This window comes from Trueperella sp. LYQ141 (genome assembly GCF_046599555.1).
Lineage (GTDB): Bacteria > Actinomycetota > Actinomycetes > Actinomycetales > Actinomycetaceae > Trueperella.
In genome coordinates, this window is record NZ_JBKIWQ010000004.1 from 19,713 (window position 1) to 33,579 (window position 13,867).

At 54.5% G+C, this 13,867-nt stretch carries 15 protein-coding genes; all 15 read right to left on the reverse strand.

Going from position 1 to position 13,867, the window contains the following annotated elements:
* Nucleotides 1-32: 32 nt before the first annotated feature.
* The 15 genes from ACLHIJ_RS03810 to hisD all read right to left on the reverse strand — a co-directional run bounded on the left by ACLHIJ_RS03810 (nt 33) and on the right by hisD (nt 13,704).
* A complete protein-coding gene (locus ACLHIJ_RS03810; RefSeq protein WP_411297074.1) occupies nt 33-1,694 on the reverse strand; it encodes an NAD(P)-binding protein in 1,662 nt (553 codons plus the stop codon).
* Entirely contained in the window at nt 1,694-2,848 is a 1,155-nt protein-coding gene (locus tag ACLHIJ_RS03815; RefSeq protein WP_411297073.1) for a thiamine pyrophosphate-dependent enzyme, read from the reverse strand. The genes ACLHIJ_RS03810 and ACLHIJ_RS03815 overlap by 1 nt, the downstream gene beginning before the upstream one ends.
* 2 nt (nt 2,849-2,850) lie before the next feature.
* Nucleotides 2,851-4,110 (reverse strand): pyruvate ferredoxin oxidoreductase, encoded by a 1,260-nt coding sequence (porA, locus tag ACLHIJ_RS03820; RefSeq protein WP_411297072.1) that lies wholly within the window; start codon nt 4,108-4,110, stop codon nt 2,851-2,853.
* Complete coding sequence (locus tag ACLHIJ_RS03825) at nt 4,094-4,681, reverse strand: 2-oxoacid:acceptor oxidoreductase family protein (RefSeq protein WP_411297071.1); 588 nt, start codon at nt 4,679-4,681, stop codon at nt 4,094-4,096. Before ACLHIJ_RS03825 ends, porA begins: the two co-directional genes overlap by 17 nt.
* Before the next feature lie 281 nt (nt 4,682-4,962).
* Nucleotides 4,963-5,886 carry a TrmH family RNA methyltransferase gene (locus ACLHIJ_RS03830; RefSeq protein ID WP_411298506.1) on the reverse strand — a complete coding sequence of 308 codons (924 nt, stop codon included), beginning with the start codon at nt 5,884-5,886 and terminating at the stop codon, nt 4,963-4,965.
* A 28-nt stretch (nt 5,887-5,914) separates the two neighbouring features.
* The gene (locus tag ACLHIJ_RS03835) at nt 5,915-6,490 is read right to left on the reverse strand and encodes a dTDP-4-dehydrorhamnose 3,5-epimerase family protein (protein WP_411298507.1); all 576 of its coding nucleotides are present in this window, start codon (nt 6,488-6,490) and stop codon (nt 5,915-5,917) included.
* A 189-nt stretch (nt 6,491-6,679) separates the two neighbouring features.
* Nucleotides 6,680-7,060, reverse strand: coding sequence for a 50S ribosomal protein L20 (gene rplT, locus ACLHIJ_RS03840; protein WP_411297068.1), 381 nt, complete (start codon nt 7,058-7,060; stop codon nt 6,680-6,682).
* Nucleotides 7,061-7,078: 18 nt separating this feature from the next.
* The gene (gene rpmI, locus ACLHIJ_RS03845; RefSeq protein WP_411297067.1) at nt 7,079-7,273 is read right to left on the reverse strand and encodes a 50S ribosomal protein L35; all 195 of its coding nucleotides are present in this window, start codon (nt 7,271-7,273) and stop codon (nt 7,079-7,081) included.
* A 57-nt stretch (nt 7,274-7,330) separates the two neighbouring features.
* A complete protein-coding gene (gene infC, locus ACLHIJ_RS03850; RefSeq protein WP_411298508.1) occupies nt 7,331-8,029 on the reverse strand; it encodes a translation initiation factor IF-3 in 699 nt (232 codons plus the stop codon).
* A 225-nt stretch (nt 8,030-8,254) separates the two neighbouring features.
* A complete protein-coding gene (locus tag ACLHIJ_RS03855; RefSeq protein WP_411298509.1) occupies nt 8,255-8,986 on the reverse strand; it encodes an SseB family protein in 732 nt (243 codons plus the stop codon).
* Nucleotides 8,987-9,073: 87 nt separating this feature from the next.
* Nucleotides 9,074-9,838, reverse strand: coding sequence for a bifunctional 1-(5-phosphoribosyl)-5-((5-phosphoribosylamino)methylideneamino)imidazole-4-carboxamide isomerase/phosphoribosylanthranilate isomerase PriA (gene priA, locus ACLHIJ_RS03860; RefSeq protein WP_411297064.1), 765 nt, complete (start codon nt 9,836-9,838; stop codon nt 9,074-9,076).
* Nucleotides 9,835-10,635: a hypothetical protein gene (locus tag ACLHIJ_RS03865; RefSeq protein WP_411297063.1), complete on the reverse strand. Its 801-nt coding sequence runs from the start codon at nt 10,633-10,635 to the stop codon at nt 9,835-9,837. The genes priA and ACLHIJ_RS03865 overlap by 4 nt, the downstream gene beginning before the upstream one ends.
* The gene (hisB, locus tag ACLHIJ_RS03870) at nt 10,632-11,231 is read right to left on the reverse strand and encodes an imidazoleglycerol-phosphate dehydratase HisB (RefSeq protein WP_411297062.1); all 600 of its coding nucleotides are present in this window, start codon (nt 11,229-11,231) and stop codon (nt 10,632-10,634) included. The genes ACLHIJ_RS03865 and hisB overlap by 4 nt, the downstream gene beginning before the upstream one ends.
* Nucleotides 11,228-12,331 carry a histidinol-phosphate transaminase gene (locus tag ACLHIJ_RS03875; RefSeq protein ID WP_411297061.1) on the reverse strand — a complete coding sequence of 368 codons (1,104 nt, stop codon included), beginning with the start codon at nt 12,329-12,331 and terminating at the stop codon, nt 11,228-11,230. The genes hisB and ACLHIJ_RS03875 overlap by 4 nt, the downstream gene beginning before the upstream one ends.
* Nucleotides 12,328-13,704 (reverse strand): histidinol dehydrogenase, encoded by a 1,377-nt coding sequence (hisD, locus tag ACLHIJ_RS03880; protein WP_411298510.1) that lies wholly within the window; start codon nt 13,702-13,704, stop codon nt 12,328-12,330. The genes ACLHIJ_RS03875 and hisD overlap by 4 nt, the downstream gene beginning before the upstream one ends.
* Nucleotides 13,705-13,867 lie beyond the last annotated feature (163 nt).

Sequence of the window (13,867 nt, forward strand, 5' to 3'; positions counted from 1 at the left end):
ACGTGCATAGAGCATTTTTATCGAGATGCCCCTTAGATTTCTTCCGGAATCATCGAAATCGCACCGCAGGGGCATTCTTCAGCACACACTCCGCATCCCTTGCAGTAATCGTACTTGAACTCATAGACCCCCGAAGCGATCTTCGTTACTGCATTATCTGGGCACACTCCGAAGCAGTTATCGCATCCGAAGCAGTTACCACAGCTCATGCACCGACGGGCTTCAAAGATGGCCGATTCTTCATCCAAACCAATAACCACTTCGTCAAAAGTTGACGATCGACGCGCGCCCTCCAGACGATGCCGAATTTTTGCTGGCGCATCCGAGTAATACCACGTCTCCATTCGATCCAAAGTGGCATCGCCGTGTTTCGCCTCTGGCTCATACGTCCCGCCACGTAACCACGCATCGATATACCGTGCAGCTTTCTTCCCGTGACCGATGGCAACCGTGACGTTCTTTTCTGCTGGAACCATATCGCCACCAGCAAACACACCGGGCCTCCCCGTCATCATCTGCGGGGAAACTTTGACAACGCCCTGTTCAATCTCGATTCCTTCTACGCCTTCGAGCAATGACAAATCAGACTGCTGACCCAATGCCATAATGAGCGAATCAGCAGCGAGCTCCTCAAACTCTCCGGTTGGTTGCGGGAAGCCGTTTTCGTCCAGGCGCATCTTTTCAATCGTGATTTTGCCTTCATCCACATGATCGACGGTGGATAGCCAGCGCATCTTGATTCCTTCTTCTTCAGCCTCTTGGACTTCAGAATCGTGGGCCGGCATCCGATCTCGCGTCCGGCGGTAGAGAATGACGGATTCCGTCGCCCCTAATCGCTTAGCCGTTCGGGCAGCATCCACTGCGGTGTTTCCACCACCGTAAACCACGACGCGCCGCCCCAACATGGGCTGGAATTCCCCTGATTCTGCCGCGCCTTCAGACTCAATATCACGCAGCACATCCACCGCGTCCATAATGTGCGAGGCTGCACCAGCAGGAACATTAATATTCTTCCCGATTTGCGCACCTACTGCCGTGAAAACCGCATCGAATTCTTTGAGGGCTTCCTCAACATTATCGACCCGCGTATTTTGTTCAAAAGTGACGCCCAAATCAGCAATGCGCTGGATCTCTGCATCGAGAATATGCCGAGGCAGACGATAGGACGGGATGCCGTAGCGCATCATGCCACCTGGCTTTTCTCCTAAGTCGCGCACCGTCACGCTGTGCCCCAGGAGCGCCAAGTGATACGCAGCAGAAAGCCCTGAGGGGCCCGAACCGACCACCAAGACTTTCTTTCCGGACGGCTCGGCGTGAATATCGACCTGCCATCCTTCGTCAATTGCCTTATCCCCTAAGAAACGCTCCACTGAGTTAATGCCCACCGCTTCATCAACCTGACCGCGATTACAGGCCGTCTCGCAGGTGTGGTAACACACGCGCCCCATCGTCGCGGGAAGCGGATTATTAACCATAATCTCCCGCCATGCGGCCTCGTAGTCGCCCTCCTCAGTGTGGTACAACCACTTCTGGATATTCTCACCGGCCGGGCACTGTTTATTACATGGAGGCAGGAGGTCAACATAAATCGGACGCTCGGAGCGCCACGAACCCGTGCGGTTCTCCAGCGACGATCCGACATCAAGGGTAATAGCAAAGGGGCGCATTTCCTCAGAACCATGCGTCGTCGTCATTATTTTTCCTCCTGGTATGAGGTGAGATTCGCTGCAGGATCGGCAGAATCAGCCGATACTGCCGGTGAAGCAGATGATTCCGCAAGATCAGGCTTGACGAATTCGTCTAAAGATTCCTCGTCGATCAAGTTATAACGACGGATATTGCGATCAGCGAGCTGTTGAATTCGCTCTATGACGGACGGATCCGCGCCTTTCTTGAACAAGTGCGCGAAGCGTTTTTGCAGCTTGAGGTATTCCTCAACTTTAACCGGACGACGGATCTTGGATACGGACGTGATCTCCCCATGCTCTGCCTCATACACCGGGAATAGGCCGGACTGAGTTGCCAGACGCGCGATCTTAATGGTGATATTCGAGGCCGTTCCCCAGCCGAGCGGGCAGGGAACGAAAACGTGAATATAGCGCGCCCCGTGGAAGGTCATTGCCTTATTGACTTTGTATTCCAAATCGCGCAGGTCTGCGACAGTTGCTGTTGCCACGTAGGGAATCTCATGAGCCATAGCAATACGAGGTAGATCTTTACCTTGCCCCCAATTATTGCCGGGCTCAGGGCCAACTGGCTGCGTTGTTGCCGTGCGGGCTGCCGGAGGGGTTGCCCCAGAACGCTGAACACCTGTGTTCATATACGCTTCGTTGTCGTAGCAGATATAGAGCACATCGTCATTGCGCTCAAACATGCCCGACAATGCGCCGAATCCAATATCTACCGTTCCCCCGTCGCCGCCTTGCGCAACGACGCGAACATCATGCTTGCCTAATGCTTTCAAACCAGCTTGCGCGCCGGTGGCAACTGCCGGGGCATTCCCAAATAGAGAATGCATCCAGGGCAGATTCCATGAGGTCTCTGGGTAGGGAGTGGAAAACACTTCCAAACAGCCGGTGGCGTTGATCGCGATCACTTGGTTATTCGTCGCTGCCATCGCCGCGTCAAGGGCATAGCGTGCGCCCAGGGCTTCACCGCATCCTTGGCAGGCTCGATGCCCTGAGGTCAAGGAATTAAAACGGTTCGTACCTGACTGCACGGACTTATAGCCGTCCTCAACCAGACGATTACCCACCGCGAAAGATCCAACCTGGTAGAACTTCACTGATTCACGCGATGGGATAGCCGTCTGCCGATATTCCGGCATGGGCAAATCTACAGTCGTCATTTTTATCCCTCCACGTTTCCAGCAAGTCGTTCAGCGTAGTCACGCAACATATTCTCGGGAATAGATCCAGAACGCCGGATACTTGCCTCACGATCAAGCTCTCGCTGTACTAGGTCTAGATCAAGGTCAAGGAAGGTGGTATCGGCTACCTCGTCAACCACGGCCTTATCTAGGTATGCATTGAGCGAGGAAATCGTAATATCGCGACCTCCCAGACCAGCAATTAACTCATGGCAGACAAACTGCGTACCGCGTAACGCAGCTCGGCAATGAGATGAGACGATTCCGCCGATACCGACGGAGAATGCCTTTTCCAAAACGATAACGCGCTTGCGCCCGGATAGTATCTCGCGGATCTTTGCCGAGGGGAACGGGCGGAATGCGACCAGAGATAGCACCCCGATCTTTTCTCCTCGTGCCCGACGCAGATCCACGACATCACGCAGCGTTCCCGTGATCGAACCGAGGCAAACAATGATCGTCTCGGCGTCATCGCACTGGTACTCGTGTACTAAACCGCCGGAATCTCGCCCGAAAATCTCTGCAAATTCGCGCTGAACTTGCGGGATAAGCTCAAGAGCGTCAAGCTGCTTGTGATGTGCCAAGTAGCGCACTTCAGTAAAGGCTTCTGGCCCTACCATTGCTCCAATAGAGATCGGCTCAGCAGGATCGAGGACCTGGCGCGGCTCATAGGGCGGCAGGAACGCATCCACGGCCTCTTGATCCGGTACATCCACCTGTTCTACCGCATGCGTCAAAATGAAGCCGTCCATACATACCATCACCGGCAGGGATAGTTCCTCCGCAATACGGAATGCTTGGACATGTAGATCAGCAGCTTCTTGATTATCTTTGGCATATAGCTGCAACCACCCCGAATCGCGCTGGGACATTGCGTCGGTATGGTCATTCCAGATATTAATAGGTGAACCGATAGCACGGTTGGCAACCGTCATCACAATCGGTAATCCCAATCCAGAGGCGTTATATACCGCTTCAACCATATACAGCAGACCCTGTGAAGCCGTAGCCGTATATGAACGGGCACCGACAGCAGATGCGCCAATAACCGCCGACATAGCCGAATACTCAGATTCCACATTGACGTATTCGCAGTTTTTTAAGCTCCCACTTTTGACTAATGCCGACAGGGCCTCAACGATATGGGTTTGTGGAGAGATCGGATATGCAGCGACGACGCCCGGCCGACACGCAGCAACTGCTTGAGCGACCGACTGTGATCCCTCAATTTGTTTCAACATGGAGCGCAGCCCTCTTTTCCTTAACAAGTTCGTATGCTTCTTCGGCGGCAGCCACATTCATCTCGCCTACTCGCCCGGGGAATCTCTGCATAATTGCAGCATTGACTGATTCCATTCGATACAGACCACTGATTGCCGCAGCCGCGCCGAGAAGCACAGCATTGGGGACCGTTCTGCCGGTATGTTTTCGAGCGATATCAGCCGCCGGAATAGTCATGAAATGCCCTACTGGCATATCGGATTGCCGCTGTGCCAATCCCAATTCTGCACTGTGTTTTGCGGAATTAATGAGAACGAAGCCATCAGGTTTCAATCCGGCAAAAACATCAATAATGCTCAGCAAGGTGGGATCTTGAACAATCAGCAGATCTGGCTCAAGAACTGGTTCTCGAGTGCGGATTTCTTCATCACGTACCCGGCAGTAAGAGACAACTGGCGCGCCAGTGCGCTCAGATCCAAATGACGGGAAGGCTTGAGCGTGGCGGCCCTCCGCAAAAGCTGCCATCGCAACTAGGTCTGCAGCCGTGACGACGCCTTGCCCGCCACGACCGTGAATACGTATTTCAACCATAGTTTAAGGGTAGTTCGGAGGTCCTAGAATTGCTCGCCAGAATGCGAAAGACCTGCTTCGCGTAATTCTGCCAAAGGATAGTTTCTCCGTTATCTCACCCTTGCCTGCTGACCACTTCCCCGTATAAAACATCGGATTTCCGGTTTTCCACATCTCATATCTACCCATTAGGCATGTCAATATTAGATGCGCTACGAGCAGTGGACACGACATAAAATCTGCGAACTAGCTACAGATGAGGAACATATCGCCGCGTATTCAGCACCGACGAAACCACACGATTAATTAGTGGAATATCCCCGCTGAGCACATGCGGAGGCATACAGGCATAAACTCGTTGCCACTGCCGCATTAAGAGATTCAGTATGCCCCCACATCGGGATACTCACCACATAATCTGCCCAGCTACGCTGTTCTTGGCTCACCCCATGCGCCTCATTACCCACCAGCCACACAGTCGGACGGCGCAGATCATAGCCGCAGGCATCTGCCATATCGCAATTCACCTCTGCTGGCGCGCTGGCCTGAACCGAGCCGACTCCCGGATCATTACCCGAAGCCACCTGCGCATGAACGATCTGGGGTTGGTACAGGTGATGATCCCCGCGGGCGTCGGCACATAAAATCATCATCCCTGCCTCGCGCGCCGCCTGCACTATTTCCGAGGCAGAGTATCCACTCAGGATTGGCAGATGGAAAACCGATCCTACAGAGGAGCGCACGACTTTCGGATTGAATATATCGACGCTCGTTTTTGCCGTAATCACCGCGTCGGCACCCACCGCGTCGGCAGATCGAATCACCGTTCCCAGATTACCTGGATCTGCTGATTCGAGACATAACACCACCAAGCGCGGTTTCGTGGCAAAAAAATCTGCTACGGGAATCTGATCCGCCTGATTGATTACCGCCAACCAGCCTTGAGTATTGGGGGAAAGTTTCTCCATCACCGTATCCGGCACCAGGTGGACGTAGCGCACCCGCTCATCCGCTAATTTCTCCAGGTGCGGATCAGCATCCAGGGCAGCCTGCGTCACGTAAAGATCACGGATGAGCTCCGGCGCCCACTGCACGGCTTCCCGCACTGCCTGCGGCCCTTCAACAAGCGCTTGACGATAACGTGCCCGCTGAGTATGCCGCGCCAATCCAGCAACCTTTTTCAGTTGGCCGGTCATCGTCGTGATGTAATCCCGACGAGAAAGCACTATCCCTTGCCCTCTAAATCGCTGTTTATTATTGGGCTGCTGCGCGTTGTTCGATGAGCTGCGCGAGGGTTGGGGCGTTAAGATCTTTCTCGGAGATCATGGCACGATTTTCCGTATCAACCGGAATTGGCCAGGCGATATGTAATTCTGGATCTAAGGGAGCAAGTGCGCTACCTGGCATGCCGGGCTTCCATTCCCGATCAAAGAAATACAGGTACTCCGTATCTCCGGGAGCCACCGCTTGGAAACCGTTGCACACACCCTGCGGTACGAGCACCATCACCCCTGGTGTAATATCTACCGTCACAACCGCACCAAAGCTCGGGGAACCCTCGCGAATATCAACATAGGCGCCAAATACGCGACCCGAGACGACCGTCACCAGTTTCGTCATTGCCTCTGCATGCAGACCTCGCAGACCACCTTGATGGGTCAACGTGTTGTTCGCCTGTTCGAAGTTATCGACGATACCGTTTTCCGCTAACCAGGAACGACGGATAAGCTCACGAATCGTCCCGCGTTCATCAGTAACACATTTCGGGGTGATGACGAGCAAACCCTCAATATCGGTGTGAGTAATGGTTGCTTCTCGGATCTCTACCATGAAAACTCCTTCTCTCCGCAGGTCATGCTACACCAATTTAGCCCGATATAGCAGCGCCAAGCGCGCACCGAGCCCAATAAAATCTGCTTTCTCTTTTACAACTGCGACCTATACGTCTGTGGAATAGGTATATAGCGTTCGACCCCCTCTAACGAGAGGGGGTCGACATACGTATGCGCTTCAGGATGATTAGGCAACCGGAGCGTTAACGTCCTCCGGCAGAGCCGCACGAGCAGCGTCAACCAGAGCGGCAAAGGCTGCAGCGTCGTTGACAGCTAATTCCGCAAGCATACGGCGATCAACGTCAATACCCGCAATCTTCAAGCCTTGCATGAAACGGGAATACGACATCCCATTTGCCCGAGCAGCAGCATTAATACGAGTAATCCACAGCTTGCGGAACTCGTTCTTACGCACCTTGCGATCGCGATAGCTGTACACGAATGAGTGCGTGACTTGCTCCTTGGCCTTGCGGTAGAGGCGAGAACGCTGACCGCGGTAGCCCTTGGCGCGCTCAAGCGTAGTACGACGCTTCTTCTTGGAGTTAATTGCATTCTTAACGCGTGCCATTAGGTTTTCTCCTCGCTACTACTTGCCAAGCAAACGCTTGACGGACTTGACATCTGCCTTGGCGATCGGCTGATCGGCGGACAGACGACGGGTACGACGGGTTGACTTATGCTCAAGCAGGTGGCGCTTACCCGCCTGCTCACGCATGAGCTTGCCCGAACCCGTGGTACGGAAACGCTTCTTGGAACCCGAATGGGTCTTCATCTTAGGCATGTGTTCCTCCTGCTGCGCGTGCAGCGACTCTTGCTCCTTAACAGAGCGGTACTAGGTCTATTCGGCGCCTTCTACGCCCTCGCGTGCTGCTTCAGCTTGCGCTTGACGTGCTGCCGCTTCTTCAGCCTTGCGCTGTTCGCGCTGAGCTTCACGACGGCGACGCTGATCTGACTTCGTTTGCGACTTGCGTCGAATAGGCGCGAGCACCATCACCATATTCCGGCCATCAACGCGCGGGGCTGATTCTACTGTCGAGTTTTCTTCAGCATCCCGAGAAATCCGCTCCATCAACCGAACACCAAGTTCCGGACGGAGCTGTTCGCGCCCTTTGAAACGCAACTGGATCTTTACCTTATCCCCCGCATCGAGGAACTTCTTGATCCGGTTGACTTTCGTCTCGTAATCATGCTGTTCAATTTTGAGACTCAAACGGATCTCTTTTAGCTGCGTATTTTGCTGGTTACGACGTGCCTCACGAGCCTTCTGCGCGGCTTCATACTTGTATTTGCCATAATCCATCAATTTAGCGACGGGCGGCTTGGCATTCGGGGCAACTTCTACCAGATCGAGCTTGGCTTCTTGAGCAAGACGCAGGGCATCACTGACGCGCACAACGCCTACTTGCTCACCGCCTGGCCCGACGAGACGCACCTCGGACACGGTGATGCGATCGTTGATTCTTGGCTCGTTGATAACGGCTCCTCTTTCTCCTACGACGTGCAATGCGCACGGAGTCCAGAGGGCATGGCACAACAATGAATAGTGCCTGACCTACTAACCCGAGCCCTTTCGCAGGCCTCTAGGTGGGAAATCTCCGCTTGCATACTGGCATGACGCCAGTTGGTCGGTTAACGACTATACCAGAGGAGGCACTCGACAGCCACGACGCACAGCGCCCAACCCAGCAATATCGTCGGTGATGTTGCCCACCTTCTCCGTTTTTGCGCAGTTCTCGCCGCGCGTAACTACTTTTATCTGCGACTACGCTCCAGCAAAGACCGGACGCATTTCCACAACATCAAGCCGCGCACGAACATACGGATCAGCCATCATTGCTTCACTGACTTTTTCCGCGATACTCACGACCTGCGCCCGATCACATAGCGCAATCACATACAGCATCACTACTGCACTACCGCCCGCCCCTGGCTCAATAGATATTGACTCCAAGCCACGAACATACCCGCCTAATCCCGCCATAATTCGTTCCACAATATGCGGATCGTCCCACGGCGCTTGCCAGACCTCACCCGTCATCAATGCCACAACCGCGCTGCGCCCAATCCAGGTCGCCTCCGGCTCTCCCGGATCCAAAACCAGCACACCATCCGAACGGGTAATCGCCGCCGCTGCAACCTGAGCGATGTCAACGGGAACTGGCCGCGCCGTCGGATATTGCCGAGTCAACGCTGCCGCATGCGAAAACACTGGAATAGCACGGCGCCCTCCGGGGAAATCCACCATTATTAGCGCTTCTGGCGGGCATTCTAACGGGTTTGAAGAGCTGCGGTCATGTGCGGCAACACTGCCATCGGTATTGCGCCCCGGATGTGGATGGGGATCAATCGGAACGAGTACTCGACGTAGGGCCGAGACGATAGCGCTCATCCGCAAATGTTCGGGAGCAGCTAGCGCCTCACCCAGTTCTGCAGGCATCGAGCCGTCGTCACCAGCAAAGGGATTAGGTTGCAGCAACCGATCCAGATCCGGCATCAGTTCTCCTTCCCCACAGAGTATTTATCCAATGTTCGCTAAGCGCAGTCACCTTAACATGCTCCTGACGCGCTTGATGAACAGTCATTATTTAGCTGACGCAGGCTGGCCACCAGCAATCTCAAGAGCGTGAGCCAAGCTAAAGTTACCTGCGTATAACGCTTTACCGATGATTACTCCCTCAAGCCCCTGCGGGGTTAACGCCCGCAAAGTGGCAATATCCGCCAACTGTGAGACGCCGCCGGAGGCCACAACCGGCCGATCTGTTGCCGCGCAGACGTGGCGCAGTAATTCACAATTCGGGCCGGTTAACGTCCCATCGCGATTCACGTCAGTAACGACATAGCGGGCACACCCTTCCTCATTCAGACGGGCCAGCACATCCCACAGATCGCCACCATCACGAGTCCAGCCGCGAGCGGAAAGTCTCTGCCCACGCACATCTAAACCAACCGCAATGCGATCACCGTAGGTTTCAATAGCGTGTTTAGTCCAGCCGGGATCTTCCAAAGCGGCCGTCCCCAGATTGACGCGCGTCGCTCCTGCGTCTAAAGCTCGCGCCAAAGAGGCCTCATCGCGAATACCTCCGGAAAGTTCAATGGCGACATGTGGATATTCGCGTACAATCTGCGCTAAGAGTGGAGCATTAGAGCCACGCCCAAAAGCCGCGTCTAAATCCACAAGGTGAATCCACCGCGCTCCTTGCTCAATAAAACCCGCGACTGCTTCGCGCGGATCACCAAAGACCTCTTCCGTGCCTGCTTGCCCTTGATGCAGACGCACTGCCTGACCATTGACAACATCAACCGCAGGCAGCAACTCTAATGCGGGAAGATCGGCAAGATCACTCATTTTTCCTCCGGTTCTCGCTGCGAAGTTTCATCATTTTCATTCCCGTGCGCAAACATATTCGGGTCGTGGGCGCTATCCGTATCCTCGCCCTGCGGCGTATTGCCTGCCTGCACAATCCCATTGACCTGCTGCAAGGTCAACGTGCGGGTATCAATCCCCTCTGGTTGGGCACTGCCAATGATGAGCTCTTCAATATACGGATCAAGGACGGATAACAGCACCCCGGCCGGCATCTCCTCGTCACTATGCCCAGCGAGATACCGCTGAGCACGCACCATGCCGGACACCCCGGACTCGCCTCCAACATCATCGCCAAGATCAGCGCTGAATAACACCACTCCGTAACGAGAGAGTTGAGAGAGCACACAGGCAGCCTGCTGGGCATGTTCATTGCCATCTAGTTCGCTATTGCCCGCTAAAGCTCGATCGCTGTTTACCGTGCTGCTATCTCCGTGCGATATACCCTGACTATTTGCCTCCGTATCCCCATCCGGGTCGGCACCTGATAGGTGTTGCTGTGCGGGAGCGTTCTGCGTCGAATCCTTCTGATCCGCATGCCCGTCAACGCCATCGCGGTCATACGGCGGAGTATCATCCTTGCCCTGGCTTAAATCTGGCCCCAGCAGCTCCGCAATATCCCAGTCATCAAAATGATCCCGCTCCTGTTCGCCGACGACACACACCCCTGATTGGGTCTGCACCACATGCGCATCAATATGATGAATACGCAAAATACCAGCAACAATATCCGCTTGCTCAAACGGCGTTAGGACGAGGTAACGCAGACGCGAACTCATAGTAAACCTTTCGTCGAAGGTATCCCGCCCACTCGCGGATCTGGCTCAACGGCACCGCGCAAAGCTCGCGCTACCGCCTTGAACTGCGCTTCCACAATATGATGCGGATCGCGCCCGCCAAGCACATCAACATGTAAGCATATCTGCGCATGATACGCCAAAGATTCCCACACATGCCGCGTTAAAGCACCAGTAAAATGCCCACCAATCAGGTGATATTCCTGCCCCTGAGGTTCACCGCGATGTACGACGTAGGGCCGCCCAGAAACGTCAACTACTGCCCGAGCTAAGGCGTCGTCTAAAGGCACAGTCGCATCAGCAAAACGACGGATGCCCCGCTTATCTCCCAACGCTTGTGCAAGTGCTTGCCCGAGGCAAATCGCCGTATCTTCAACGGTATGGTGGGCGTCAATATGCGTATCACCGTCAGCGCGAATATCCATATCAATAAGCGAATGCTTAGCTAATGCCGTCAACATGTGATCGTAGAAAGGCACCCCAGTAACGATATGCGCCTGCCCTGTTCCATCTAGATCAATGCTGAGACGAATCGTTGACTCTGATGTTTGCCGAACGATAGTTGCACTACGACTCATCCGATAACCTCCTCAAGCGCCTGCAGAAAAACATCATTTTCCTGTGGCGTTCCAATGCTAGCGCGCAAATACCCCGTCGGACCGACCTCGCGGATCAGAACCCCGCGCTCAAGAAGCTGCTGCCACACATCATGGCGATCAGCAAAGCTGCCAAACAAAACAAAATTTGCATCCGATTGTGGCACATTCAAACCGAGGGAGCGCATACGCCCCGTCAGGCGATCCCGTTCCCGACGCAAAACGGCGATCTGCTCCATCAACGGATCTCGATGTTCTAGAACAGCACAGGCCGCCGCCTGCGTTAATGCCGACAGATGATAGGGCAAGCGAACCACGCGAATAACGTCAATCACCTCTGGACGCGCTGCCATATATCCCAAACGCAATCCCGCTGCCCCAAAGGCCTTCGACATCGTTCGCGTCACAATCAGATGAGAGCAGGAACTAATCAGTTCCACTGCAGAAGAAACGCCATCTCGCCGAAACTCACCGTAGGCTTCATCAACAACAACCATTGCTGGCGATTCTGGCTCTGGGCCATGCTGCGCCGCAAGAGTAAGAATGGCGTCTAATTCCTCGCGCTGCAGGGCCGTCCCAGTGGGGTTATTGGGTGAGGATATTAAAATGACTGCCGGGCGAGCCTCAACCATCCGTTCCTCAATCGCGGCAAGGTCTAAGGTGTAATCTGCCCGACGCGGGACCTCACACCAAGTGGAATACACATTGCGGGTGTATTCGCGATACATGGAATATGAGGGCGTAAAACTCATCACTGTGCGCCCTGGGCCAGCGAAGGCTGTCAAAATCTGGGACATGATTTCATTCGACCCATTAGCCGCCCAGATCTCGCCGCGATGTAAGGTCACTCCGGTATCCGCAGCAAGATAGTCACTCAAAGCCGAACGTAGCCGACGCGCCTCCCGATCTGGATAGCGGTTGAGCTGCCGTGAGGCTCGCTCACAGGCAGCAGTAATTGCGGCAATAAGGCGCGGGTGAGGCGGAAAAGGATTCTCGTTAACATTTAGTGCCACTGGAACGTTAAGCTGCGGAGCACCATAAGGGCGTTGCCCAGCAAACTCGGGACGCACTGGCAGTTTCATCCTGCGTTCTCCTCACCTGATCTCATACGTATGCGTATTGCTTGGGCATGTGCCGGTAAATCTTCGGCGTATGCCAGAGCGCAAATATCGTGGCTCACGTGCCCGAGCGCAGGTGCCGAATAGTCAATCACCTGAACGGGTTTAAGGTAGGTCATGACGTTGAGCCCGGCAGTAAAACGGGCCGTTCCTCCGGTAGGTAAGACGTGATTTGAACCAGCCAAATAATCCCCTAGCGGAACTGGAGAGTGTTCACCGAGGAAAATCGCTCCGGCATTTCGTATATGGGGCACTACTTCTCTGGGCGATTGAGTATGGATCTCCAGGTGTTCTGCCGCATAGGCATTAGCCACGGCAATTGCCGCCTGAAGATCATCGACAAGAACTATCGCTGATTGTGACCCGTTAAGCGCGCACTCCACCCGCTGGTGATGCTCGGTTTGGGAAAGCTGATGTTCTATATGGGAGATGCATCTGTTCGCGAGCTCTTCACTAGGAGTAATCAATACGCAGGCTGCAGCCGGATCGTGTTCTGCTTGCGAAATAAGATCTGCGGCCACATATTCTGCATTAGCTGAATCGTCAGCGATAATGGCAATCTCCGTCGGACCTGCTTCCGCATCAATCCCGACGCGCCCCTGCACAGCACGTTTTGCTGCTGCAACATAAATATTGCCCGGCCCGGTAATGACATCAACCGGCTCACAGCCTGAATCCGCAACAGCGGCAGCCGAAGGAGCATCTCGAACAGTGCGCGGTGCAGGAGTCAGGTCATACCCGTAGGCAAACATGGCAATAGCTTGCGCCCCACCGACGGCATATACCTCGCGAATATCGAGCAATTTACTGGCTGCCAAGATCGTCGGATGCGGATACCCACCGTATGCTGCCTGAGGTGGCGAGGCTAGAGCGAGAGATTCCACTCCAGCGGTGCGAGCAGCCATAGCGTTGTGGATGACTGACGAGGGATACACAGCCAATCCACCCGGAGCATATAGCCCAACGCGATGAACGGGAATCCATCGCTGACGAATATATCCCCCAGGAACAATCTCGATCTCTCGCTCTGTCGGGCACTGAGCCAGATGCCCGGCAGATAAATGTTCAATTGCGTGTTCCATAGCGTGACGCACCGGCTCAGAAAGGCGATCGAGCGCCGCGTCAATAACCGGCTGAGGGACGCGCAATTGTGGCGGGCGTACCCCGTCAAAACGTTCACACAGATCGCTGATTGCCGCAGCTCCGCCCGTGCGTACCTGATCTATGACGGGAAGAACACTAGCTAAAGCGGCTGCCACATCAACGCGAGCGCGTGGCAAATGCTGTGCGAGCACTGATCGAGTTAACGTCACACCACGAAGATCACACTGCTGCATACCTCAAGTTTACAAAGGATTAGTACCTAAGGATCAGGGCGCCCATCTGGCGGAATATACCTGAAGAGAAAATCCGCCCGTATCCAGCACTTCCGTTTCGCATTTCGCCTCTTCATCGGCAGGTAGGGCAGTATTTGCGCTCTTTTCTCCGGCAAAGGCTCAG